This is a genomic window from Pseudomonas nitroreducens TX1 (assembly GCF_000313755.1).
GTDB lineage: Bacteria > Pseudomonadota > Gammaproteobacteria > Pseudomonadales > Pseudomonadaceae > Pseudomonas > Pseudomonas nitroreducens_A.
Window position 1 is genome coordinate 1 of sequence record NZ_AMZB01000093.1, and the last position, 22,236, is coordinate 22,236.

Here is a 22,236-nt window from a genome sequence, read left to right on the forward strand (position 1 = left end):
CACAAGCGGACTCTGTCCGCGATTGGCACCCAACGCGGGCGGATAACGTCGCGGATGAATTCCGCTCCTACGAAGCCTGCGATTGCGCTAGAACGGCCCGCAGCGCACCGCACCCTGGAAATCCGTCTTCGCCACCAGCCTGCCGTTGGCGTCCGTCAGCAGCGCCAGGGCGCTGCGCAACTGCGGGCGCAGTTCCAGGCGGTAGCGCTGGCCGGCGGCGAAGTCGTCGTAGGTCACCTTGACCCGGCAGGTCAGCTCCGACGGATCGGTCATCTGGCCCATGCCGCCGCCGCTGGAGACTTCGTACTGGAAGCGCACCACCAGCTCGTGGCGCCCCGGCGTCACCTGGTAGAAGCGGCCGTCGCTCACCGATTGGCCATCCAGGCGCTCGGCCATCAGGGTCTTGCCCGGCGTGGTGTAGAGGTCGATCCAGGCCTTCTGCGGGTCGTGGGCCGGCAGCGGGCTGGCGCAGCCGGCGAGCAGGGCGAAGCCCAGGGGAAGGAATCCGGACAGGTAACGCGGGCGCATGGAAGTTCACCGTGGAATGGGCTTATCCCACAGCATACCCCGCTCAGGCCTTGGCGCAGCCCCGTTCGCGGCCGCGGGCGATTTCGCCGCCCTGGGCGTCGTAGAGCTTGGCCCAGGGGCGGAAGCCGATGCTGCCGGTCTCCAGACGGTAGCGCTGACCGGCGCTGAACTCCTTGTATTGCACGGTCATTTCGCAGTCGCGCCACAGCGCCTCGTCCACCGGGCCGATGTCCACCGGCTCGACCTGGAACTGGAAGCGCACGCGCAATTCGTGGGAGCCCGGATCGACCTCGAAGTAGCGGGTGCTGGACCATTCCTTGTTGTCCACTTCCATGGCCGCCAGGTCGCTCTGGCTGTTGGTGTCCAGGTCGACCCAGGCGCGGTTCGGGTCCGGCTGGGGCATCAGCATCGAACAGCCGCTCAGGGCGAGCAGGCCGGCAGGTATGAGAAGGGCGCGCATCGGTGGTGCTCCTGGTCGAAAGGGTCGGCAGCGGGCGGAACAGGCGCTGTGCTATGTTCCGCCCATGCCCTTCCGCCTTCTTATCCCGACACTCGACCGCCGCCTGTGCCGCTGGGTTCCCTGGCTGGCCATCTGGGCGCTGAGCGGTTGTTCCACCGTGGGCTACTACGGCCAGTTGGCGGATGGCCAATTGCGCCTGCTCGCCGCCCGCGAACCGGTAGCCGAAGTGGTCGCCGACCCGACCCGCGACCCTGCGTTGCGCCAGCGCCTGGCGCTGTCCCAGGCGGCGCGCGCCTTCGCCAGCGCCGAGCTGGGCCTGCCGGACAACCAGAGCTACCGCCTCTACGCCGATATCCATCGGCCCAACGTGGTGTGGAACGTGTTCGCCACACCCGAGCTGTCATTGCAGCCGCTGACCCATTGCTTCCCCATCGCCGGCTGCGTGGCCTACCGCGGCTATTACGGCGCCAAGGGCGCGCAGGCCGAGGCGAAGCGTTTGAGGGAGCGGGGGCTGGACGTCTATGTCGGCGGCGTGGAGGCCTATTCGACCCTCGGCTGGTTCGACGACCCGATCCTCAGGAGCATGTTGCGCTGGGGTGACCAGCGTCTGGCCGAGACGATCTTCCACGAGCTGGCTCACCAGAAGTTCTACCTGCCGGGCGACACGGCGTTCAACGAGTCCTACGCCTCCTTCGTCGAGGCCGAGGGCGGCCGTCGCTGGCGCGAGTCACGCCACGTGCCGGACGAATCGCCACTGCTGGCCGAGCAGCGCAAGCGCTTCACCCAACTGGTGCTCGATACCCGCGAGCGCTTGCAGACCCTCTACGCCAGCCCGCGCAGTGATGCCGAGAAGCGCGCCGGCAAGCAGGCCGAGTTCGAGCGCCTGCGCCGTGATTACGCGCAGATGCGTGATCAGGATTGGGGCGGCAAGGCGCCCTTCGATGCCTGGGTCAACGGCCCACTGAACAACGCCAAGCTGCTGCCCTTCGGCCTCTACGACCAGTGGGTGCCGGCGTTCGCGGCGCTGTTTGCCCAGGTTGGCGGCAACTGGCCGGCCTTCTATGCGCGGGTGGAAAAGCTCGGGGCGCTGCCGCCAACGGAGCGCAAGGCGGCGCTTGAGAAGTTGAAGGCGGGGGAGTTCGTCAGTTTCCGGTGAGTCCTCCGGCGGGTGGGTTCGCGAGCAAGCTCGCTCCTACAGGTCAGGGCGAGGCAGCTCTTCGTAGGAGCGAGCTTGCTCGCGAACCGCCCAGCGCCGGTGTCCCCTTGCAGGGTGCGCTGCTACAGGTTGCAGACCGTCACTCCGCCCGATCCGGACTATGCAGCGGCAAGTCCAGCTGCACGCGGCGGCGCAGCCAGGGGCTGGGCCGGTAGCGCGCCTCGCCGTAGCAGGCTTGCAGCCCTTGCAGGATGGTGAGGATGCGCGCCGCGCCGTAGTGCTCGCCGAAGGCCAGCGGGCCCAGGGGATAACCCAGCGCCAGTTGCACCGCGCGGTCCAGTGTCACCGGGGTGGCGATGCCGCGCTGGGTGATCTCGCAACCCAGGTTGACGATCCCGGCGACCACCCGCTGGCTGATGAAGCCAGGCGAATCGTTGATCACTTCCACCGGCACGCCGTCGCTGCCCAGCGCCTGGCGCGCCTGGGCTTCGAGCTTGGGGTCGAGCGCCGGCTGGCGCATCAGCACACGGCGGCGGTCCAGTTCGGTGAAGGTCTCCAGCGCCAGGCTGCGCTCCGGCGGCAGGCCGAGGGCGTCGATGCGCGTGCTGGCGTCCGTCCCCAGCGGGGTGACCAGGCAGATGGCCCGTGATGACGGCGCTTCGCTGGTCTCCAGCACCACGCCGCCGAGGGTAAGGATCGCCGCCACGCGGTGGCGCAATTCCGGATCCTGGCTGTCGAGCCAGTAAGGGCGATTGAGCAGCACGGCCTCGTGCTGCTCCTCGGGTTCGCGCACGGGTTGGCCGTCGCGGTAGTGGTAGAAGCCCTCGCCACTCTTGCGCCCCAGCAGGCCGCCGGCGACGCGCTGCGCGGCCAGCGGCGAGGGGGTATAGCGCGGGTCCTGGTAGAACTGCTGGTAGAGCGATTCCATCACCGCCTGGGAAACATCCAGGCCGGTCAGGTCGAGCAGCTCGAAGGGCCCCATGCGAAAGCCCACGCCGTCGCGCAGGATGCGGTCGATCTGCGCCGGGCTGGCGATGCCCTCGCCGAGGATGCGCAGCGCTTCGGTGCTGAACGCGCGGCCGGCGTGGTTGACGATGAAGCCGGGGCTGTCCGGCGAAACCGCCGGGTAATGCCCGGCCTGCTCCGCCAGCCGGCTCAGGCGGCGCACCACCGACTCGCTGGTGCGCTGGCCGCGCACGACCTCGACGATGCGCATCAGCGTCACCGGGTTGAAGAAATGGAAGCCGGCGACGCGTTCCGGGCGCTGGCAGCGCGCGGCGATACGGGTGACCGAGAGCGATGAGGTGTTGCTCGCCAGCACGGCGTCCGGCGCCACGCGTTTTTCCAGCTCGGCGAGCAGCGCCTGCTTGGCGCCGAGGTCCTCGATGATGGCTTCGATCAGCAGGTCGCAGTCGGCCAGTTCGTCGAGGCTGTGAGTCGGCAGCAGGCGTTGCATCGTCGCGCCGAGTGCGTCAGGGCTGAGCTTGCCCTTGGCCACCGAACGCTCCAGCAGTTCGCGGTTGAAGGCCAGGGCCTGCTCCACGGTCTGCGGGTTGCTGTCGTACAGCCGCACCGGCAGGCCGGCACTGGCGAACAGCTGGGCGATGCCGCGGCCCATGGCTCCGGCGCCGATCACGCCGATACGGTGGAAGGACTCGGTCATGCTGCGGCTCTCGTCGTGCGCACCTGCATCAACCATAGACGTTGTGCTCACACGGTGGCCCTTTTCGCCAGCTCCAGATCGCGCAGCTGACGGCGCAGCAGTTTGCCGACGCTGGTCTTGGGCAGCTCGTCGAGCACCTCGACGAAGCTCGGCACCTTGTAGCCGGTGAGGTGCTCGCGGCAATGGGCGATGATCTGCGCCGGCGCCAGGGACTCGTCCCTGAGGCTGACGAACAGCTTCACCGACTCGCCCTTGCGTGCGTCCGGCACGCCGATGGCCACGCACTCGCGCACGCCGGGGTGGCGCATCACCGCGTCTTCCACCTCGTTGGGAAACACGTTGAAACCCGAGACCAGGATCATGTCCTTCTTGCGGTCGACGATTTTCAGCATGCCGTCGGCATCCAGCTCGGCGATGTCGCCGGTCTTCAGCCAGCCATCGGCGGTCAGCACCTGGGCGCTCTCCTCCGGGCGCTGCCAGTAGCCCTGCATCACCTGCGGGCCGCGCAGCCAAAGCTCGCCGGGCTGGTCGGGGGCGGTGTCGTTGCCCTCCTCGTCCACCGTACGCAGCTCGGTATCCACCAGCGCCTGGCCGACGTAGCCCTCACGGTACGGGCTCAGCAGCGTGCCGGTGGAAACCACGGGCGATGCCTCGGTGAGGCCGAAGCCCTCGCGCACCGGCGCACCGGTCAGCGCTTCCCAGCGCCGGCCCACTTCGCGGTTCAGCGGCGCACCGCCGGAGGTCACCCACTTCAGGTGGCTGAAGTCGATGCCGGGAAAGTCCGGGTGATTCATCAGGCCGACGAACAGGGTGTTGATCCCGCTCATCAGGGTGAAGGGATAGCGGCGCATCGCGCCGATGATCTCGTCGAGGTTGCGGCCGTCGCGGATGAACACCGTGTGCAGGCCCATGCCCACCGAGGACAGGCAATTCGTCGCGAAGGCCATGATGTGGTAGAGCGGCAGCGGCGCGATGCGCACGTCGGTGGCCGGGTCCAGCAGGCCGGGACGCAGGAACAGCTCCAGGGTCTGGATGACGTTGGCGATCAGGCTGCGGTGGCTGAGCATCGCGCCCTTGGATACCCCTGTGGTGCCGCCGGTGTACTGCAGCAGGGCGAGGCGATCCAGGCCCGGCTCGGCGTCCACCGGCGGCGCCTCGGCGCCCAGGCGCAGGGCCTGCTGGAAGCGGGTGCAGTCCGCCTCGTCGCTATCGAAATGCGGGTGTTCAATATCGTCGATCGAGGTCAGCAGCACCTGCCGCACATCGGTCTGTGCCTGCACACCGCGCAGCAGAGGCAGCAGGCGGTCGAGCAACAACACGGCGCAGGCGCCGGAGTCGGCCAGCTGGTGGCGCAACTCGCTGGCGGTGTACTGCGGATTGGTGTTCACCAGCACTACCCCGGCCTTCAGCGCGCCGAAGGTGGCGATGGGGTATTGCAGGGAATTGGGCAGCATCAGCGCCAGGCGCTCGCCCGGTTGCAGGCCGGCGTGGTGGCGCAGGTAGCGGGCGAAGGTGTCGGCCTGGCGTTCCAGCTCGGCGAAGCTCAGGTGGCTGTCGCCGCAGGAGAACGCGAGGCGCTCGGGGAATTCGCGGCAGGCGTCGCGCAGCAGGTCGTGGAGGTTCTGGTAGTCGTGACGGGCGATCTCGCGGGCCACGTGACCTGAGGGTTGAGCAGACATCGACTTCTCCGTTCTTTCTCGAGCCTGTGTTGGCCCTGGATTCGAATTGTTGTTCTGCACAGCGAAACATCGTGTCGAAATCGATGGTATGCGATAGGCTAGCCCGACGCAACGAGTACACGCGGACCGCTGCGTGGCGACGGGGCGATCTGCTATCGTTCGCCCGCGCCGCGCGTGGCGCCGCAACAGCAATCCCCCCCGCCGAGGCCCCATGAGCGACGACGTCGAAGACAGCAGCAACCCCAAGGACCGCAAGTACGTCGAGGCGCTCGCCCGCGGACTGGACGTGCTGCGCGCCTTCACCCACGGTTCGGTGGTGCTCGGCAACCAGGAAATCTCGCGGATCACCGGCCTGCCCAAGGCGACGGTTTCACGCATGACCTATACCCTGACCCAGCTGGGCTACCTCTGCTATTCGCAGCAGCACGAGAAGTACCAGCTGGATTCCGGCGTGCTGGCGCTGGGTTACGCCTATGTCTCCAACCTGCGCGTCCGCCAGTTGGCCAAGCCGTACATGGACGCCTTCGCCCGCCGTACCAACACCACGGTCGGCCTCACCTGCCGCGACTGGCTGTCGATGATCTACGTGGAAAACTGCCGCCCGCCGGAAGCCACTTCCCTGCGTATGGACGCGGGCGTGCGCCTGCCGCTGGCGACCACCGCCGCCGGCCGCGCCTACCTGGCTGCGACTCCGCAGCAGGAGCGCGAGCACTTGCTGTCGGCTCTGCAGGAACGGCATGAGGGGGATTGGGCGGTGATGCGCGCTTCGTTGGACGCCTCTTTCGAAGAGTACGACGAGCACGGCTTCTGCCTGTCCCTTGGCGACTGGGACCGCAACGTGCGCGCTGCCGGTGTGCCGTTGCGCCTGGCCGACGGCGGGCTGATGGCGCTGACCTGCGGAGCACCGTCGTTCCAGTTGAGCGAGGAGACGCTGCGCGGGTCGCTGGCCCATGAGCTGGAAATCCTGGCGCGGGATATCGAGAGCCTTGGGGCCTGAGCCCTGGCAGGGAGAACCGCTTTCGTAGGAGCGGAGCTTCTCCGCGAAATCCATCGCGGCTCACTCGGTGTCCTATGTGAACGCCTGCCTCATGCACCCGTGTAGGAGCGGACTTTGTCCGCGATGTGTCTGCCTCACCCCTTGTTTCCCGCGTCGCTTCGGCGTGCGCTGATAGATTTTGTTTCGCCCCCTCGGGCGACCCACTTTGGAGAGACCCAAAGTGGGCAAAGGTCTTGCCCCTCCATCCGGTTTTTCGCCTAGGCGAAAAATTCCCTCGTCGAATCGAAGTTTCAGGGGCACGAACCAGGCGTCCCCCCACGAAGGGCCATCCCTGGCCCATCGTGGCTCTCGCAGCATCCATGCCGCTCAACCCCTGAAACTCCGATTCCACTCGGCCTCCTGAAAGGGGCGCTCCGGAGTGCACGGATGTTTCTCTGGAAATAGAAGCCAGAGCTCGAACCGGATCGCCGTGCATGCTTTTCCTGTAGGAGCGAGTTCGCGAACCGCCCAGCACCGGAGCCATCGGCGAATCCCCGTTCGCGAGCAAGCTCGCTCCTACAAGGGCCGGCAAGCGCCTCAGGCCACGTCCATCAACCCCGCATACACCTTCAGGTGATGATCGTCGTCCCCTAACTGATGGCTGAGCATCACCAGCCGCTTGGCGTGGTGCGCCAGCACGTATTCCCAGGTCATGCCGATGCCGCCGTGCAGCTGGATCGCCTGTTCGGCCACGTAGCGCGCGGCGCGGGTGACGATGAACTTGGCGGCCGCCAGGGTGCGGCTGCGTTCGGCGCTGTCGGGCTGGTCGGCGACGCAGGCGGCGAGGATCGCCATGCTGGTGGCCTGCTCCAGTTCGCTGCGCATGTCCACCATGCGGTGCTGCAGTACCTGGAACTTGCCGATGGGGAGGCCGAATTGCTTGCGCGTCTTCAGGTAGTCCAGGGTCAGTGCGCAGGCTTCCTGCAGGCTGCCGAGGGCTTCGGCGCACTGCGCGGCGATGGCGCGGCCCTGTTGGTAACGCAGGGCCGGAAGGGCTTCGCCCGGCGTGCCGATAGCCTCGCCAACGGCACCGTCGAGGAACAGCTCGCAGGCGCGCTGGCCGTCCACTGTCGGGTAGTCGCGGCGGCTGACGCCCGCTTGCTGCGGGGCGATGAGGAACAGGCCGATGCCCGCCTCGTCCCGCGCATTGCCGCTTACGCGAGCCGAAACCAGAATCGCCGTAGCGCTCTGCCCGCCAATCACCACCGCCTTGCGGCCGCTCAGTTTCCAGCTATCGCCGGCCTGCTCCGCGCGGGTCTGCACGTCGTGCAGCTGGTAATGGCTCTGCGGTTCTTCCAGGGCCACTGCGAGTTGCACCTCGCCGCTGGCGATGCGCGGCAGCCAATGATCCTTCTGCGCATCATTGCCCAGCTGGGCGATCAGCCCGCCGGCGTGCACCACCGATTGCAGGTACGGCTCCAGGCAAAGACCACGGCCCAGCTCGGTAAGTACCAGCATGCTTTCGACACCACTGCCGAAGCCGCCGTACGCCTCGGGTAGTGACACCGAGGTCAGCCCCAGCTCGCCGAGCTGGCGCCAGAAGTCGGCGCCGTAGCCCAGTTCGCTCTTGCTGAATCCGTCGCGCTTGTCGAACGGATAGGCGTCGCGAACCAGGCGCGCCGCGGTGTCCTGCAGCATCTGCTGCTCTTCGCTCAGTTTGAAGTCCATGGTCAGCCCCTCACAGCTCGAGAATCATCTTGGAGACGATGTTCTTCTGGATTTCGTTGGAGCCGCCGAAGATCGACAGCTTGCGCAGGTTGAAGTACTGGCTGGCCGGCGCCGCCGAGTAGTCCGCGTGCAGCGGTTCGGCGCCCAGCGCGAATTCGTCTTCGATGAAGGGCAGCGCATAGGGACCGAGCACCTTGCGCAGCAGGTGGCTGATCGCCTGGCGGATCTCCGTGCCCTTCACTTTCAGGATCGAGCTTTCCGCCCCCGGCACACCGCCTTCGCGGGCAGCGGCAAGGATGCGCAGGGTGCTCATCTCGATGGCCATCAGCTGCATTTCCACCTCCGCCACCTGGGCGCGGAACAGCGGGTCTTCGAGCATCGGCTTGCCGTCGCACAACTCGCGGCTGGCGACCTGCTTGAGGTGCGCGAGCACCGCCTTGGATGCGCCGATGCCGGCGAGGCCGGTGCGCTCGTAGGTCAGCAGGTACTTGGCGCAGGTCCAGCCTTCGTTCTCGCGGCCGACGAGGTTTTCCACCGGCACGCGCACGTTGTCGAAGAAGACTTCGTTGACCTCGTGCTCGCCATCCAGGGTGATGATCGGGCGCACCGTGATGCCAGGGGATTTCATGTCGATCAGCAGGAAGCTGATGCCCCGCTGCTGCTGCGCTTCGGGGTCGGTGCGCACCAGGCAGAAGATCCAGTCGGCGTGCTGGCCGAGGGTGGTCCAGGTCTTCTGGCCGTTCACCACGTAGTGGTCGCCGTCGCGCACCGCGCGGGTCTTCAGCGAAGCGAGGTCGGAACCGGCGCCCGGCTCGGAATAGCCCTGGCACCACCAGTCGGTGCCGTCGAGGATGCGCGGCAGGTAGTGCGCCTGCTGCTCGGGCGTGCCGAACCTGATGATCACCGGGGCGACCATGTTGACGCCGAAGGGGATGGTGCGCGGCGCGCCGAACGCGGCGCATTCCTCTTCGAAGATGTGCTTCTGCACGGCGTTCCAACCGGTGCCGCCGAACGCCTCCGGCCAGTGCGTGGCGTACCAGCCCTGCTCGGCGAGCACGCGCTGCCAGCGCTGGTGGTCGCCCTTGTTCAGGTGCTTGCCCAGGCGCACCTTGGTCGCGATGTCCTTGGGCAGCTTGGTTGCCAGGAAGTGGCGTACGTCGTCGCGGAACGCCAGTTCTTCAGGGGTGAAATGGATATCCATGGCGGGTCCTCTACAGATCGGCGAAGCGGCGGCCTTCGGCCACCAGGCGTTCGAGCAGCGGTGCGGGCTTCCACCACGCGCCCAGGCGCTGGTGGAACTCGCGGATTCGTTCGAGTACGTGCGCAAGGCCCACGCTGTCGGCATGGAACAGCGGGCCGCCGCGCCACGCGGGGAAGCCGTAGCCGTTGACGAATATCACGTCGACGTCACTGGCGCGCTGGGCGATGCCTTCGTCGAGGATGTTGGCGGCCTCGTTGACCAGTGAGTAGATGCAACGCTCGACGATCTCCTCATCGCTGACCGGCGCGCGGGTAATGCCGCGTTCGGCGGCGGCCTGCTCCAGCATGGCCGGCAGCGCCGGGTTGTCCTGTGGGGCGCGGCCGCCTTCGGCGTAGCGGTAGAAGCCGGTGCCGGTCTTCTGCCCGAGCATGCCGGCGGCGATCAGGTGATCGAGCACGGTGGGCAGCGTCTGGCCGGGCTTGAGGTTCGGCCGCTGGCGCGAGCGGATTGCGTGACTGATGTCCAGGCCGGACAGGTCGCGCACTGCCAATGGCCCCATGGCCATGCCGAAGCTGCGTAGCGCGCGGTCCACCTGCGCCGGTGTGGCGCCCTCCTCCAGCAGGAACTCGGCCTGACGGCCGTACTGGAAGATCATGCGGTTGCCGACGAAGCCATCGCACACGCCGACCACCACCGAAACCTTCTTCAGGCGCTTGCCCAATTGCATGGCGGTGGCCAGCACGACGTCCGAGGTGGCCTTGCCGCGCACCACTTCGAGCAGGCGCATGACGTTGGCCGGGCTGAAGAAGTGCAGGCCGACCACGTCCTGCGGACGCTCGGTGAAGGCGGCGATTTCATCGAGGTCCAGCGAGGAGGTATTGCTGGCGAGGATCGCGCCGGGTTTGCATGCGGCGTCCAGTCGCTCGAAGACCTGGCGCTTCACGTCCAGGCTTTCGAATACCGCTTCGACCACCACGTCCGCATCGCCCAGTGCAGCGTAATCGAGCACGCCGCTGATCAGGCCCATGCGCCGTTCCAGCTCGTCGGCGCTCAGGCTGCCGCGCGCCACGCTGGCGGCATAGGTGCTGCGGGCGCGGTCGAGGCCGCGTTGCAGGGCTTCGTCGTTCACCTCCAGCAGCTTGACCGGAATGCCGGCGTTGGCGAAGCACAGGACGATGCCGACGCCCATGGTGCCGCCACCGATGACGGCGGCGCTGCGCACTTCGCGCAGCCGGGTATCACTGGCGAGGCCGTCGACCTTGGCCGCCTCGCGCTCGGCGAAGAAAGCGTGGATCTGCGCGGCGCGTTGTGGCGACTCCATGCACTGCATGAACAACTCGCGCTCGCGCACCAGGCCTTCACGCAGCGGCAGCTGGGTGGCGGCTTCCACGGCGTCGATGCAGCGCTGCGGCGCGAACTGGCCGGGCAGGCGCTTCTGCACTTCGCCGCGCTTGTGGGCGATCAGCTCGGCCAGGCCGCTTTCCTGTACGCGCCCGTTGCATTCGCCGGTGCGGCGCGGACCCCTGCCGTCCGCCAGTAGGCGCTGGGCGTAGGCGAGCCCGGCTTCGATCAGGTCGCCGTCGAACAACTCATCGACGACGGTGAATTCGAGGGCTTCCGGCGCACGGATCGGCGTGCCGGAGACGATCATGTCCAGGGCCTTCTCGACGCCGGCCAGGCGCGGCAGGCGCTGGGTGCCTCCGGCGCCGGGCAGCAGGCCGAGCTTCACTTCCGGCAGGCCGACCTGGGCGTCACGCCGGGCGATGCGGTAATGGCAGGCCAGGGCGACTTCCAGCCCGCCGCCCAGGGCGGTGCCGTGGATCACGGCGACGCTGGGTTTGCTGGTGCCTTCGAGGATATCGACCACGTCAGGCAGGGAGGGCGCTTGCGGCGGCTTGCCGAACTCGCGGATATCGGCGCCGGCCATGAACGTGCGTCCGGCACACACCAGCACCACCGCGCGCACCTGCGGATCGGCCTCGGCCTCGGCCTGCTGGAAGGCGGCGAGCAGGCCAGCACGGACGGCATGTCCGAGGGCGTTCACCGGTGGGTTGTCGACCGTCACCAGGGCAATCTCGCCCCGGCGTTCGAGCTGTACCGCTTCTGACATGCTGTGCTCCGTTTAGATTTGTTTTAACGGAATGATGTTTCGCTGTGCAGAATACGATGTCGTTTTTTTCTTGTCGAGTAGAGAGATAGGGTAAGGCTGTCGTCAGAGCGGGCTTGCTCGCGAAGCGCTCAGCCTCTGAAATTCCGGTGAATTCGTTCGCGAGCAAGCTCGCTTCTACAGAGAGAAATCATCTGGCGGGGAGTTGGGTGCTGCCGGCGACCAGCAGGTCTCCATGCAGCTCGCAGTAGCATTCATCGTTCCAGCCGTAGTGCGGGTCGCTGCAGATCGAGTGACGTACGGGGCCGGATTCGCCCGGTTTGCGTGTCTTCAGGCTGTCGCGAAGGGCCGCGTAGATCGAGCCGGGCTGCGGCCAGTCGGTGCGCACGGGGCCTTCGCCCAGTTTGTTGCCGGCGCGCAGTTCGGCCCGCAGGATGGCGTCGAGTTCCGGGCAGAGCTGGGCGATGGGCTGGCGTTTCATGGGATTCCTTCCTGGCGTGGGATCGGTGGTAGCGTCGGGCATTATCCGCTGTTTTCCAGCGCCGCTTGGCCGCCTGGAAAGATCCCTTCATTCGTCTGGTGAATGGGGTTTGGCCGGCACGCCGGCCTTGGCATAGTGAAGCTCACCTTCCGCTGGAGTACGCGCCATGAACGAGTTCGAACACCGGTTGCTGGCGGTCAACGGCATCCAGCTCAGCCTCTACAGTTGCGGGCCGGCGAACGGCAAGCCGGTGTGGCTGCTGCACGGCTTTCCCGAGTGCTGGCATTCCTGGCAGCACCAGATGCGCGCCCTCGCCGCCTCCGGCTATCGCGTGCTCGTCCCGGAAATGCGCGGCTATGGCCAGACCAGTGCGCCACAGGAAGTGGACGCCTACGACGTGCTGACGCTGTGTGGGGACATCCAGGGCGCCATGGATGCGCTGGGGCACGAGCGCGTCGCGATGGTCGGGCATGACTGGGGCGCACCGGTGGCGTGGCATCTGGCGTTGCTGGAACCGCAGCGCGTGGCGGTGCTGGCAACGCTCTCGGTACCCTTCGCCGGCCGTGCGAAGCGCCCGCCGGTGGAGATCATGCGCGAGGTATTCGCCGGCAAGTTCTTCTACATCCTCTACTTCCAGCGGCCTGGCCGCGCCGAGGCCGAGCTGGATGCGGACATCGCGTTGAGCCTGCGCCACTTCCTGTGCGACAACGTGCGCCTGGCGCCGGATCAGTCCCCGGACGGTCGATTGTTCGACGGCCTGCCACCGCCGCCGGCGTACCCGGACTGGTGCAGTGCCCAGGACTTCCAGTGGTACGTGCGTACCTTCGCCGGCCGTGGCTTCCATGGTGCGCTGAACTGGTACCGCAACTTCGAGCGCAGCTGGCAGCGCACCGAGCCGCTGGCCGGGCGCAAGGTCGAGCAACCGACGCTGTTCCTCATCGGCGACCGTGACCCGGTCGGCCGTTTCGAGGCCTACACCGTGCAGCGCATGCCCGAGCATGTGCCCACCCTTGAACAGCATGTGCTCGAGCACTGCGGCCACTGGATCCAGAACCAGCAGCCGGAGCGGGTCAACGCGTTGCTGGGGGATTTCCTTGGCCGGCATTATCCGGTCTGAATCACGCTTCGCGGCGCATACCGATGTGCGGGATGTCGTCTTCCAGATAGACCTCGGTCACCGGCGAGAAGCCATAACGACTGTAGTAGCCCTGCAGGTGGGCCTGGGCCGAGAGGTACACCGGCAGCCCCGGCCAGCGCTGGGCGATGGCCTGCAGCGCCTGCTCCATGAGCTGGTGGCCCAGGCCGGTACCGCGGCCTCGTGGGGCGATCAGCACGCGGCCGATCACCACGTCGCCGTCGTGGCGTTGCGGGTCCAGCAGGCGCAGGTAGCCGATCAGCTGGTCGCCTTCTTCCACCATCAGGTGGCAGGTGTCGCCGACCAGGTCCAGTCCATCGACTTCCTGGTAGGGGCATTTCTGCTCCACCACGAAGACTTCGGTGCGCAGTTGCAGGATGGCGTAGAGCTCTTCCTTGGTCAGGTCGCGGTGGTGCTTGCAGGTCCAGTTCAGGGCCATGTGATGTTCACTCCGATCATCCAGACGTCTTCAGGGCAGCATGTTATCGCGCCTCAAACCGGCGCGTGGAAGCGCAGCGTGGTCGAGCCGCCCAGATGCCGGCGCAGCGCTTCGATGGCGACCTTCACCTTGGCCGGCTGGGCATCGCGGCGCGGGGTGACGGCATAGATGCCGAACGGCGGCAGTGTCCATTCCGGCAGCAGCCGCACCAGCCTGCCCTCCTCCAGCGCCTCGCGGACTTCCGGCTCCGGCTGGGCGGAAACGCCAAGGCCGTCGAGGGTGAACTGGCGCAGGGCGATCATGCTGTTGGCGGCGACTCTCGCTTCGAGCCGAAGCTTGCAGCTCTCCCCGCCCGGCCCGCTGAAATTCAGGTAGCCCTGGTGTGCCATGGTGTTCAGGGCGAGCCAGTCGACGGCTTGCAACTGCCGCGGATGGTCAATGACCGGTAATCGTCGCAGGTAGCCAGGTGCAGCGCAGATGACGTTGTTCCACTCGGCCAGGTGCCGCGCCACCAGGCTGGAGTCGGACAGGCTGCCTACGCGGATGGCGAGGTCGATGCGCTGCTCGATCATGTCGATCTGTTCATCGTGGAAGAACAGCTGCAGGCGCAGCTGGCGGTGGCTTTCCAGCAGCGGGCGCAGCGCCTCGGTGATCAGCTTGCCGGAGAACCCCACTGGCGCCGCCAGGCGCAATTCCCCCACCGGCGCTTCGCGCCATTCGCCCAGGCGCTGCTCCGCTTCCTCGGCGATAGCCAGCATCTGCGCGCAACTGCGATAGAAGGCTTCGCCGGCTTCGGTCAGCGTCAGCTTGCGGGTTGTGCGGTGCAGCAGCGTGACCTGGGCATGCGCTTCGAGCTTGCGGATCTGCTGGCTGATTGCCGAAGGCGTCATGCCCAACGCCTCGGCCGCCGCGGCCATGGAACCGCGAGCCACCACGGTGGCGAACACTGCCATGCCGCGAAGGTTGTCCATTGTGAAGCTCCGCTAAAGAGTGAAAGGCAAAATAGCGGGTTTTTTCCTTTATTGCCGGCGCCTAGGATGTCAGCTCCAGAAAATGGAGAAGAGAAAGATGCCTTCGAGCCGCGCCCACGTCCCGACCCCCGATGCCGCGCGCTATCTCAAGCGCCTGTGCAACCACTTTGCCCACAAGCTGCCGGTCGAACTGACCGACGACCATGGCTTACTGCCCTTCGATTTCGGCACCTGCCGCCTGCACGCCACGCCATCAGCGCTGCTGATGGATGCCGAGTCCGCTGATGCGGAAAGCCTCGAGCGTCTGCAGAACGTGGTGGTCAGCCATCTCGACCGTTTTGCCTGGAAAGAAGGCCAACTGCCGGTGAACTGGCAAGTCGCCTGATAGCGCTGGCGGAGAAAACGCGAAAACGAAAAACCCGGTCAAGGCCGGGTTTTTTATTGCCTGAAAAAAGCCAAGCGTCGCTCAGGCCTCGTGACCATTGGTTAATAACTGGTCATTAAAAGTCCACAATACATTTTGAGTCCGTACAGCGAACAGATTACTGAGTTTAGATCATTTGTACGTTTTTCGTACAAATCCGAAAGTCAATAGATTGAAACATCTTGTAACCGTGTGGCCACTTTTACCCCGAGTTATCCACACGGTCGATGCGCAAAATCTGTACAGAACGCCCTTTCAGCCGGAAAGCGGCCTGGTACGGCCAGCGCTCCACCGGTAGCTCGCGCACGCCGGGTACCTCGCTGGGCACGCCGCTGCTGCTCTTCTCCAGGTTCGCCAGTGGGCGCACCTGCTCGACGATGTCCTGGATGGCGCGCAGCGCCTTTTCCGGGCCGATCAGCACGACGTAGTGGTCGTAGATGGCGTCCAGGTCTGCTGCGGCCTTGTGCGTCCATTGCAGGCTCATGCCAGCGCCCACTTGGCTTCGATGACTGCGTGATCCAGCAGGTGGCCGGCATCGGCGTCCGCCACTCCTTCATCGATTGCCGCTACGTGCCAGCTCTGGCGCTCCAGGTACTGCGCCAGCGCCTGGCGCAGGTGGTAGGGCCGGTCCCGGTGGGTGGCGCGAGCCAGTTGGTCCAGCGCCGCCACGAGGGCGTCATCGGCGCGGAACGAAACAACAGTGGTCACTTTTTGAACAGCTCCGTTTACGCTGTATACAGAGTAGACAACGATAACATACGTATACGAATCAATCACTTGGCGAGGACGAAGTTTTTCCCGAAACAGCCGTACAAGGCCGCAACCCGTGCCGCCGCGGCGTTGGTGGTGACTTTCGTGGGAGCGAAAGCTGGCTTGCGAACTTGGGGATTTGATCGAGGACGGGGGCATTCGAAGCTGGCGAGGCGCTGACTGATTACCTCAATACAAGGAACCGACAATGCCCAAGGATTTCCCGCAGCCCCTGGATGCTGCGCAGGTACCGCGTTTCGCCGGTATCCCCAGCTTCATGCGCCTGCCCATTTTCGAAGATCCGGCACAGTTGGATATCGCCCTGCTCGGCGTGCCCTGGGATGGCGGCACCACCAATCGCGCCGGTGCCCGGCATGGCCCGCGCGAGGTGCGCAACCAGTCGAGCCTGATGCGCAAGGTGCACCATGTCAGCCACATCGCCCCCTACGACCTGCTGCGTATCGGCGACATCGGTGACGCCCCGGTGAACCCAATCGACCTGCTGGACTCGCTCAGGCAGATCGAGGGCTACTACCGGCGCATCCACGCCGCGGGCACCATCCCGCTGTCGGTGGGGGGCGACCACCTGGTCACCCTGCCGATCTTCCGCGCGCTGGCCGCCGAGCGGCCCGTCGGCATGGTGCATTTCGACGCCCATTCCGACACCAACGACCGCTACTTCGGCGACAACCCCTACACCCACGGCACGCCCTTCCGCCGCGCCATCGAGGAAGGCCTGCTGGACCCGAAGCGCACCGTGCAGATCGGCATTCGCGGCTCGATCTATGATGCCGATGACGAGGCCTTCGCTCAGGAGTGCGGCATCCGTGTGATCCACATGGAAGAGTTCGCCGACCTGGGCGTCGCCGCTACCCTGGCCGAAGTGCGCCGGGTGGTGGGGCAGGAGCCGACCTATGTGACCTTTGACGTCGACGTGCTCGATCCGGCTTACGCGCCCGGTACCGGCACGCCGGAGATCGGCGGCATGACGACACTGGAGGCGCAGCACCTGATCCGCGGACTGCAGGGGCTGAACCTGATCGGCGCCGACGTGGTGGAGGTGTCGCCGCCGTTCGACCAGGGCGGGGCGACCGCGCTGGTGGGCGCCACCCTGATGTTCGAGCTGCTCTGCGTCCTGGCCGATTCGGTCGCCGCGCGCCGCTGACTGCCCTGGGGGTTCACGGAGCGGCGCGCTCGGGGCTATAACGAAAGACCTGCGCCTGTCGCCACGAGAACTCCCATGCTGGGCAATCTTTCCGATATCGACCTGCGCCTGCTGCGCACCTTCTGCACCATAGTCGAAGCGGGCGGCTTCACCGCCGCACAGGTGCGCCTGAACACCAGCCTGTCGCGGCTGAGCGTCCTGGTGCGCGACCTCGAACTGCGCCTGGGCTATTCGCTCTGCCGCCGCGGCAGCAGCGGCTTCCAGCTCACCGAGGAAGGGCAGCAGCTGTACGAAGCGGCGCTCGGGTTGTTCGCCGATATCGGCCGCTTCCGCGAACAGGTGACGGGCCTGGGCGGCCGCGACCGCGAAGTGCTGCACCTGGGCTGCGTCGATGGCGTGCTCGGCCAGCAGTGCTGGCCGCTGCCCCTGGCGATCCGGCTGTTCCGCGAGCGCTTTCCGCGGGTCCGCCTGAACCTGCACACCCAGCGCCCGGACGAGCTGGAAAACGCCGTGCTGGAGGAGCGCCTGCAGCTGGCCGTCGGCGCCTTCCACCATCGGCTGTCGGGACTGCGTTATCAGCCGCTGTTCCGTGAGGAGCAGAATCTCTATTGCGCCCCGGGGCATCCGTTCTTCGATTGCGCGCAGGACGAACCTTCGCTGGATCAAATCGCCGCCGTCGAATACGTCGGGCGCGGCTACATGAACGAAAGCCGCCTGCCGCATGGCCTGGACTTCCGTCGCTCCACCATCGCCTACAGCATGGAAGCCATCGCCAACCTGGTGTTCAGCGGGACCTTCATCGGCTATCTGCCCACCCACTACGCAGCCGGATGGGTCGCACAGGAACGACTGCGGGCGATCCGGCCGGCGCAACTGGCATTTGTCTCGGAATTCCACTGCGTGACCCGGCAGGGGGTGGAGCCGGGGCAAATGCTGCGGACCTTTCTCGCGGCGCTGGAGAGTGCGCAGATCCGGTTGGGCGCCGGAGAGCCGGCGTGACCGACAGCCTGCAGGCCCTGCGTGAGGACGGCTTCGTCCTGCTGCGCGGCCTGCTCAATGCGCAGCAGGTGGCAACGGTCCGCGGATTGATCGATGGGCTTAAGCCAATTCACTGGGACTACGAAGGATTGGTCGATCACTACAAGTGCGTGTTCAACCGCTCGCCGCTCTGGTTGCCCTATCTCGACCCTCCGGGCCTGATCGAACTGGCAGAGGCCGCGTTGGGCGCTGATTGCCACGTGATCGGCCAGACCGCCTGGCGCTGCCACCCCGGCTTCATCGGAGCCGACATGCACCAGGACTACCTGCCGGTCGCGCTGCCGGGGTCTGGTATCGAATTGCCCCTGTTCATCTGCACCGCGCAGGTCTATCTCGATGACATCGACGAAGCGTTGTGCCCCACTTGGGTGATCCCCGGCAGCCACCGCGCGGGGCGCGCGCCTGCCCCCGACGAGCGCGAATGGGCAGGCAGGGTGGCCGAACCGGTACTCTGTAGCGCAGGCGATTGCCTGTTGTTTCGCAGTGACCTGTGGCACGCCGGCAGCCGCAACCTGAGCGAAAGAACGCGTTATCTGCTGCAGGTGCACTATGGCCGCCGGATGGTCGCGCAGAAGTTCTCGCCTTACCTGGACTGGACCTTCAATCCCGAGGTGATCGCCGCCTGCACACCTCGCCAGCGGCGTCTGCTGGGGGACCATGAGGCAGCCGAGTACGACTGAAGGAGAGGTTCAACGATGAGTGCCGTACATACCGGCGGCTGCCATTGCGGCCAATTGCGTTACGAATGCGATGCCGAACTGACGGACGTCGCCCATTGCCATTGCTCGATCTGCCGGCGTACCACCGGCGGCATCGTCACCACCTGGGTCACGGTACCGCTGACGAGCTTCCGCTGGACCCTTGGCACGCCTGCCGAGTACCGCTCTTCACCGCCGTGCGTGCGCTACTTCTGCCGTAACTGTGGCGCCCAGTTGGCCCTGTTCACAGACCAGGCTCCAGAGACGCTGGATGTCACCACCGCGACGCTGGATGAGGTCGCCACGGTGCTGCCGAACCGGCATATCTGGGTGAACAGCCGCCTGCCGTGGATTCACCTGGATGAGCAGTTGGAAGAGGAGTGGGAGGAGCGGCTCTAGGGATCGCGGGTCGTTTCGGTTCTGTTCGCGAGCAAGCTCGCTCCTACAGGTAGCGCATTGTCGCTCTTCTTAGGAGCGAGCTTGCTCGCGAACGGGCTATCCGGCGGCTGTCAGGGCAGCTCGAGCCCGCCCGAAGCCTTGTGCAGCTCGCGCAGGTGCGCGCCGATCTGCTTGGTGTTGGCTTCCAGCGCGGCCAGCTCGTCACGACGCTCCGGAGTGAGCAGGGCGCGGACTTCGCGGTCGAGGTTGTCGCTGAGCTGGCGCAGGCGCTGCTGGCGCTGCTGGGTCTGCTTTTCCAGGGTCGCGGTGTCCGACACCTGGGGCAGGCCGTAGCCGCCGTCGAGCAGCTCGGCCGGGCGGCTGAGGAAGCCGCTGTCGTCGAGGATCTGCTGCAATGTCCTTCCGGCTGCCGCGAGGTCCGGTTTGCTCTTCATGGCGTCCGGGTTGCTCAGGTAGAGGCGCTTGAGTTCGTCCTGGGCCAGCAGCAACTGGCGGCGCAGCGAGGCCTGTTCGAGCAGCAGCAGGGCGGCGCTGGAGCGCAGGTCGGCCTTGTCGAACCACGGGCGGCGGTCGACGGCGGGGAGGGCGAGCCAGTCTTCGACCTTGTCCTGCGGCACGTTCATGCGCTTTTTCAATACGTCGAACATGGCCTGGTAGCGGTCGCGGAAGGAGTCGAAGCGATAGCCCAGGCGCAGCGCTTCCTTGGAATTGTCCAGCACGCTGGCGTCGGCAATGCCCTTGTTCTCCAGCAGGCCGAGCACGCCGTAGGGCGTGATGCTGTCCATGGTCTGCAGGCTCTGGCGCTGGACACCGCTGCGCAGCAGCTTGAGCGTTTCCACCGCGCAGTTGTTGGACAGGAAGTAGTAGTTGCCGTCGTAGCTCCAGTGGCTCTGCGCCGAACGCTCGACCAGGCTGGCGACTTCGTCGCGGTTGAGCCTGAGCGGTATGGACGCGAGGCTGCGCAGCTCGACCTTGGTGTACTCCTCGATGACCTGGGACAGCGGCAGCACGAACAGGCGCGACGGGTAGGCGCCGGTCAGGCCGTCCCAGCTGGAGAGCTGCAGGTCGCCGACGAAGGCTCGATAGGACAGCACCAGGTGTTGGTCCAGGTCCAGCCGGCAGGCCGGGCCACGCGGGCGTCCCGGCGCGCAGACCACCAGGCGCAGCATGGTGTGGCCCCAGCGGCTGGCGATCTCGTTGTTGGCCTCGGCGATCAGGTAGTCGACCTCGTAGACACGCTCAGGGTCCAGGTAACCCAGTGGCTGGCGACCGAAGTCGCGGCCGGCGTTGAGATAGGCGTATTGCGTCGAGCATTCGTCGTGCGGGCGCTCGCCGAAGCGTTCCGCGTAGTAGCGGTACAGCGCCGGGCGACGGCAGGCGAAGCTGCGGTCGAGGAGGAAGTACTCCATGTTCACCGCGACATACTCGCGCGGGTTGGTCAGTTCGTACTTGTCCGGGCTGCGCAGCAGGAAGCGGTTGTGCTGCTCGCGTTCGCCATGCTTGCCCGCGTATTGCGGCCAGCCAGCGAGGTCGAGCAGGCGTGGATCGTCCGAGAGGCTGAAGCGGCGGCCGGTCTGGCCACGGCAATCGTCCGGCGCGCCGACGCGGCTGAGACTCTTGTCGCGCATCGTGCAGCGGCGGATCACCCGGCCTTCGTCGGTATCCCAGAGGCGGGCGCGGTCGTAGAGGTGGGTCAGCTCATGGAGCAGGGTGGCCAGCAATTCGCGGCGCAGGGTGCCGTGGCTGCGGCCGGTCTGCTCGGTGGCGGCGCTGCCGTCGGTGAGCGCGCCGAGATAGCGGGTGTTCAGGGCGATGGCGCCGGGGCGCAGGGTGCGGCCCATGCCGTTGCTGGGCAGGTCGTCGCGCCATTGCACCTGAACGCTGCGGTCCAGGCGCTGCACGAAGCTGGCCGGCAGGGTGTACTGGGCTTCGTCCAACAGTTGCTGGCTGGCCTGGCGCTGGGCGGCGCTCAGGCCGTCGGCGTCCAGCTCCAGGCGGAGCGCGGCTTGGCTGCTGGCGGCGAATAGCAGTGCCAGGGCCGCCAGCCAGCGGCCAGCCCGGAGTCTCACAGAGCGAGGATGGCTTCAGCCAGGTCCTGGTCGGAGGCTTCGCGCGCCTGCGGCACCTGCTCGCGCAGCACCTTGAAGGCGGCTTCGAGCTGGGCGCCACGGATCGCGCCATCGCTGCCGACGTAGCTGGCGGCATCGTCACGGGCTTCGCGGACGACTTTCATGTCACGCACGGAGGTGGTGGTGTCCGAGGTGAAGTCGATGCTGCGGGCGAAGGCGTTGGTGGTGATGTTGAACACGCGGACCACCGATTGGGCCTGGGCGGTGGACGCGCAGGCGGCGAGCAGCAGGCCGAGGATCAGGGGGCTCTTGGAAAGCGAGCTGAGGCGCATGGATGTCTCCGAAAGGGCAGCGGGGGCTGCTCACGACTTATTTGGCAAGAATGGCTTCGGCCAGTTCCCGATCGTTCGCCGCCAGTTCCGGATGCTGCTGGCGCAACCAGTGCAGCGCAGCCTCCAGACGGGCACCGCGCAGGGCTCCATCGGTCGCCACGAACTGCGCCGCGTCGTCGCGGGCGCCGCGCAGCAGTTTGTTATCGAAGGGCGCGCTGGTGACCTGGCTGGTGGCGTAGCTGGTCCCTACCGGGAACTGGGTGGTCTGGTCGAATGCCTGGGCGGGCAGGGAACAGGTCAGTAGCGGCAATAGGAACAGCAGGGTACGCATGGGCTCGGACGATCAGGAAAGCACGGCCGTTAAGGCTAACGGAATGCGCTGTGGAGAGCCAGCGCAGAGCGCCGGGCGGACCGCCCGGCGCGGGAGGGATTCAGCAGCGAAGCTCTCAGATGGTGAGGATTGCCTGGGCCAGCTGCTGGTCATCAGCGGCCAGGGTCGGCAGCTTGCCGCGGATGTGGGCGAGGGCGGCTTCCAGGTGTGCGCCGCGGATCTGGCCTTGGCTGGCAACGAAGGTGGCTGCGTCGTCACGGGCTTCGAGGACGATCTTGTCGTCCTTGAAGGAGTTGCTGATGTCCGAGGTGCCGTCGGAGGTGGCGCCGGTGGCGCGCACCGACAGGTCGGTGGTGTAGACGAAGCTGGTGGCAAAGGCGCCAGTGGCGCAGCCGAGCAGGGCAGCAGCGGCGATCAGGCGAAGGCTGTTCTTCATGGAGTGGCTCCGGATAAGACCAAGTAAATGTGGCCGGGGCGGCCACTCTAACTGTGCTCAGACTAGCCAA

24 protein-coding genes are annotated in these 22,236 nt (G+C 66.5%); 8 read left to right on the forward strand and 16 right to left on the reverse strand.

Annotated features, from left to right (window positions below; all coding sequences use genetic code 11):
• Positions 1-87: 87 nt before the first annotated feature.
• Together C167_RS0107635 and C167_RS0107640 are read right to left on the reverse strand one after the other, a co-directional pair.
• Positions 88-528 (reverse strand): hypothetical protein, encoded by a 441-nt coding sequence (locus C167_RS0107635; RefSeq protein WP_017517675.1) that lies wholly within the window; start codon positions 526-528, stop codon positions 88-90.
• A gap of 43 nt (positions 529-571) precedes the next feature.
• On the reverse strand, positions 572-988 hold the full coding sequence (locus C167_RS0107640) for a hypothetical protein (RefSeq protein WP_017517676.1): 417 nt from the start codon (positions 986-988) through the stop codon (positions 572-574).
• Between the two features lie 64 nt (positions 989-1,052).
• Here C167_RS0107640 and C167_RS0107645 point away from each other — a divergent pair, with 64 nt between their 5' ends.
• Positions 1,053-2,144 (forward strand): aminopeptidase, encoded by a 1,092-nt coding sequence (locus C167_RS0107645; RefSeq protein ID WP_017517677.1) that lies wholly within the window; start codon positions 1,053-1,055, stop codon positions 2,142-2,144.
• Positions 2,145-2,283: 139 nt separating this feature from the next.
• Here C167_RS0107645 and C167_RS0107650 read toward each other — a convergent pair whose 3' ends face one another.
• Together C167_RS0107650 and C167_RS0107655 are read right to left on the reverse strand one after the other, a co-directional pair.
• Positions 2,284-3,807 carry a 3-hydroxyacyl-CoA dehydrogenase gene (locus C167_RS0107650; protein WP_017517678.1) on the reverse strand — a complete coding sequence of 508 codons (1,524 nt, stop codon included), beginning with the start codon at positions 3,805-3,807 and terminating at the stop codon, positions 2,284-2,286.
• 47 nt (positions 3,808-3,854) lie between these two features.
• On the reverse strand, positions 3,855-5,486 hold the full coding sequence (locus C167_RS0107655) for an AMP-binding protein (protein ID WP_026078877.1): 1,632 nt from the start codon (positions 5,484-5,486) through the stop codon (positions 3,855-3,857).
• Positions 5,487-5,697: 211 nt separating this feature from the next.
• Here C167_RS0107655 and C167_RS0107660 point away from each other — a divergent pair, with 211 nt between their 5' ends.
• The gene (locus C167_RS0107660) at positions 5,698-6,483 is read left to right on the forward strand and encodes an IclR family transcriptional regulator (RefSeq protein ID WP_017517680.1); all 786 of its coding nucleotides are present in this window, start codon (positions 5,698-5,700) and stop codon (positions 6,481-6,483) included.
• A gap of 576 nt (positions 6,484-7,059) precedes the next feature.
• Here C167_RS0107660 and C167_RS0107665 read toward each other — a convergent pair.
• From C167_RS0107665 to C167_RS0107680, 4 genes are all read right to left on the reverse strand, one after another.
• The gene (locus tag C167_RS0107665) at positions 7,060-8,190 is read right to left on the reverse strand and encodes an acyl-CoA dehydrogenase family protein (protein WP_017517681.1); all 1,131 of its coding nucleotides are present in this window, start codon (positions 8,188-8,190) and stop codon (positions 7,060-7,062) included.
• Positions 8,191-8,200: 10 nt separating this feature from the next.
• Positions 8,201-9,391, reverse strand: a complete 1,191-nt coding sequence (locus C167_RS0107670) for an acyl-CoA dehydrogenase family protein (protein WP_017517682.1) — start codon at positions 9,389-9,391, stop codon at positions 8,201-8,203.
• 10 nt (positions 9,392-9,401) lie between these two features.
• Positions 9,402-11,501, reverse strand: a complete 2,100-nt coding sequence (locus C167_RS0107675; protein WP_017517683.1) for a 3-hydroxyacyl-CoA dehydrogenase NAD-binding domain-containing protein — start codon at positions 11,499-11,501, stop codon at positions 9,402-9,404.
• 187 nt (positions 11,502-11,688) lie between these two features.
• Positions 11,689-11,979, reverse strand: a complete 291-nt coding sequence (locus tag C167_RS0107680) for a hypothetical protein (RefSeq protein WP_017517684.1) — start codon at positions 11,977-11,979, stop codon at positions 11,689-11,691.
• Positions 11,980-12,145: 166 nt separating this feature from the next.
• Here C167_RS0107680 and C167_RS0107685 point away from each other — a divergent pair, with 166 nt between their 5' ends.
• On the forward strand, positions 12,146-13,096 hold the full coding sequence (locus C167_RS0107685; protein ID WP_017517685.1) for an alpha/beta fold hydrolase: 951 nt from the start codon (positions 12,146-12,148) through the stop codon (positions 13,094-13,096).
• Position 13,097: 1 nt separating this feature from the next.
• Here the strand turns inward: C167_RS0107685 and C167_RS0107690 are convergent, their stop codons facing one another.
• Entirely contained in the window at positions 13,098-13,553 is a 456-nt protein-coding gene (locus tag C167_RS0107690) for a GNAT family N-acetyltransferase (protein ID WP_017517686.1), read from the reverse strand.
• A gap of 53 nt (positions 13,554-13,606) precedes the next feature.
• A complete protein-coding gene (locus tag C167_RS0107695; protein ID WP_017517687.1) occupies positions 13,607-14,524 on the reverse strand; it encodes a LysR family transcriptional regulator in 918 nt (305 codons plus the stop codon).
• A 97-nt stretch (positions 14,525-14,621) separates the two neighbouring features.
• On the opposite strand from C167_RS0107695, the gene C167_RS0107700 reads away from it, so the two are divergent.
• Positions 14,622-14,909: a DUF2218 domain-containing protein gene (locus C167_RS0107700; RefSeq protein WP_017517688.1), complete on the forward strand. Its 288-nt coding sequence runs from the start codon at positions 14,622-14,624 to the stop codon at positions 14,907-14,909.
• Positions 14,910-15,150: 241 nt separating this feature from the next.
• On the opposite strand, the gene C167_RS0107705 is transcribed toward C167_RS0107700, so the two are convergent.
• Together C167_RS0107705 and C167_RS0107710 are read right to left on the reverse strand one after the other, a co-directional pair.
• Entirely contained in the window at positions 15,151-15,432 is a 282-nt protein-coding gene (locus tag C167_RS0107705) for a type II toxin-antitoxin system RelE/ParE family toxin (RefSeq protein WP_017517689.1), read from the reverse strand.
• The gene (locus C167_RS0107710; RefSeq protein WP_017517690.1) at positions 15,429-15,656 is read right to left on the reverse strand and encodes a CopG family ribbon-helix-helix protein; all 228 of its coding nucleotides are present in this window, start codon (positions 15,654-15,656) and stop codon (positions 15,429-15,431) included. The genes C167_RS0107705 and C167_RS0107710 overlap by 4 nt, the downstream gene beginning before the upstream one ends.
• A 250-nt stretch (positions 15,657-15,906) precedes the next feature.
• Here C167_RS0107710 and speB point away from each other — a divergent pair, with 250 nt between their 5' ends.
• The 4 genes from speB (at position 15,907) to C167_RS0107730 (ending at position 18,998) form a co-directional block, all read left to right on the forward strand.
• Positions 15,907-16,863 (forward strand): agmatinase, encoded by a 957-nt coding sequence (gene speB / locus C167_RS0107715; protein WP_017517691.1) that lies wholly within the window; start codon positions 15,907-15,909, stop codon positions 16,861-16,863.
• A 75-nt stretch (positions 16,864-16,938) separates the two neighbouring features.
• A complete protein-coding gene (locus C167_RS0107720) occupies positions 16,939-17,862 on the forward strand; it encodes a LysR family transcriptional regulator (protein ID WP_017517692.1) in 924 nt (307 codons plus the stop codon).
• Positions 17,859-18,581: a phytanoyl-CoA dioxygenase family protein gene (locus C167_RS0107725; protein WP_017517693.1), complete on the forward strand. Its 723-nt coding sequence runs from the start codon at positions 17,859-17,861 to the stop codon at positions 18,579-18,581. Before C167_RS0107720 ends, C167_RS0107725 begins: the two co-directional genes overlap by 4 nt.
• A 15-nt stretch (positions 18,582-18,596) precedes the next feature.
• A complete protein-coding gene (locus tag C167_RS0107730) occupies positions 18,597-18,998 on the forward strand; it encodes a GFA family protein (RefSeq protein ID WP_017517694.1) in 402 nt (133 codons plus the stop codon).
• Between the two features lie 110 nt (positions 18,999-19,108).
• Here C167_RS0107730 and C167_RS0107735 read toward each other — a convergent pair whose 3' ends face one another.
• The 4 genes from C167_RS0107735 to C167_RS0107750 all read right to left on the reverse strand — a co-directional run bounded on the left by C167_RS0107735 (position 19,109) and on the right by C167_RS0107750 (position 22,166).
• On the reverse strand, positions 19,109-21,067 hold the full coding sequence (locus C167_RS0107735; RefSeq protein WP_017517695.1) for a DUF4105 domain-containing protein: 1,959 nt from the start codon (positions 21,065-21,067) through the stop codon (positions 19,109-19,111).
• Positions 21,064-21,399 (reverse strand): DUF2388 domain-containing protein, encoded by a 336-nt coding sequence (locus tag C167_RS0107740; RefSeq protein ID WP_017517696.1) that lies wholly within the window; start codon positions 21,397-21,399, stop codon positions 21,064-21,066. The genes C167_RS0107735 and C167_RS0107740 overlap by 4 nt, the downstream gene beginning before the upstream one ends.
• Positions 21,400-21,436: 37 nt before the next feature.
• Complete coding sequence (locus C167_RS32320) at positions 21,437-21,730, reverse strand: DUF2388 domain-containing protein (protein WP_017517697.1); 294 nt, start codon at positions 21,728-21,730, stop codon at positions 21,437-21,439.
• A gap of 115 nt (positions 21,731-21,845) precedes the next feature.
• On the reverse strand, positions 21,846-22,166 hold the full coding sequence (locus C167_RS0107750) for a DUF2388 domain-containing protein (protein ID WP_017517698.1): 321 nt from the start codon (positions 22,164-22,166) through the stop codon (positions 21,846-21,848).
• Positions 22,167-22,236: the final 70 nt, after the last annotated feature.

Coding starts and splice junctions, on each gene's coding strand:
- C167_RS0107635 (WP_017517675.1), bottom strand. CDS start 528: ATGCGCCCGCGTTACCTGTCCGGATTCCTTCCCCTGGGCTTCGCCCTG.
- C167_RS0107640 (WP_017517676.1), bottom strand. CDS start 988: ATGCGCGCCCTTCTCATACCTGCCGGCCTGCTCGCCCTGAGCGGCTGT.
- C167_RS0107645 (WP_017517677.1), top strand. CDS start 1,053: ATGCCCTTCCGCCTTCTTATCCCGACACTCGACCGCCGCCTGTGCCGC.
- C167_RS0107650 (WP_017517678.1), bottom strand. CDS start 3,807: ATGACCGAGTCCTTCCACCGTATCGGCGTGATCGGCGCCGGAGCCATG.
- C167_RS0107655 (WP_026078877.1), bottom strand. CDS start 5,486: ATGTCTGCTCAACCCTCAGGTCACGTGGCCCGCGAGATCGCCCGTCAC.
- C167_RS0107660 (WP_017517680.1), top strand. CDS start 5,698: ATGAGCGACGACGTCGAAGACAGCAGCAACCCCAAGGACCGCAAGTAC.
- C167_RS0107665 (WP_017517681.1), bottom strand. CDS start 8,190: ATGGACTTCAAACTGAGCGAAGAGCAGCAGATGCTGCAGGACACCGCG.
- C167_RS0107670 (WP_017517682.1), bottom strand. CDS start 9,391: ATGGATATCCATTTCACCCCTGAAGAACTGGCGTTCCGCGACGACGTA.
- C167_RS0107675 (WP_017517683.1), bottom strand. CDS start 11,501: ATGTCAGAAGCGGTACAGCTCGAACGCCGGGGCGAGATTGCCCTGGTG.
- C167_RS0107680 (WP_017517684.1), bottom strand. CDS start 11,979: ATGAAACGCCAGCCCATCGCCCAGCTCTGCCCGGAACTCGACGCCATC.
- C167_RS0107685 (WP_017517685.1), top strand. CDS start 12,146: ATGAACGAGTTCGAACACCGGTTGCTGGCGGTCAACGGCATCCAGCTC.
- C167_RS0107690 (WP_017517686.1), bottom strand. CDS start 13,553: ATGGCCCTGAACTGGACCTGCAAGCACCACCGCGACCTGACCAAGGAA.
- C167_RS0107695 (WP_017517687.1), bottom strand. CDS start 14,524: ATGGACAACCTTCGCGGCATGGCAGTGTTCGCCACCGTGGTGGCTCGC.
- C167_RS0107700 (WP_017517688.1), top strand. CDS start 14,622: ATGCCTTCGAGCCGCGCCCACGTCCCGACCCCCGATGCCGCGCGCTAT.
- C167_RS0107705 (WP_017517689.1), bottom strand. CDS start 15,432: ATGAGCCTGCAATGGACGCACAAGGCCGCAGCAGACCTGGACGCCATC.
- speB (WP_017517691.1), top strand. CDS start 15,907: ATGCCCAAGGATTTCCCGCAGCCCCTGGATGCTGCGCAGGTACCGCGT.
- C167_RS0107720 (WP_017517692.1), top strand. CDS start 16,939: ATGCTGGGCAATCTTTCCGATATCGACCTGCGCCTGCTGCGCACCTTC.
- C167_RS0107730 (WP_017517694.1), top strand. CDS start 18,597: ATGAGTGCCGTACATACCGGCGGCTGCCATTGCGGCCAATTGCGTTAC.
- C167_RS0107740 (WP_017517696.1), bottom strand. CDS start 21,399: ATGCGCCTCAGCTCGCTTTCCAAGAGCCCCCTGATCCTCGGCCTGCTG.
- C167_RS32320 (WP_017517697.1), bottom strand. CDS start 21,730: ATGCGTACCCTGCTGTTCCTATTGCCGCTACTGACCTGTTCCCTGCCC.
- C167_RS0107750 (WP_017517698.1), bottom strand. CDS start 22,166: ATGAAGAACAGCCTTCGCCTGATCGCCGCTGCTGCCCTGCTCGGCTGC.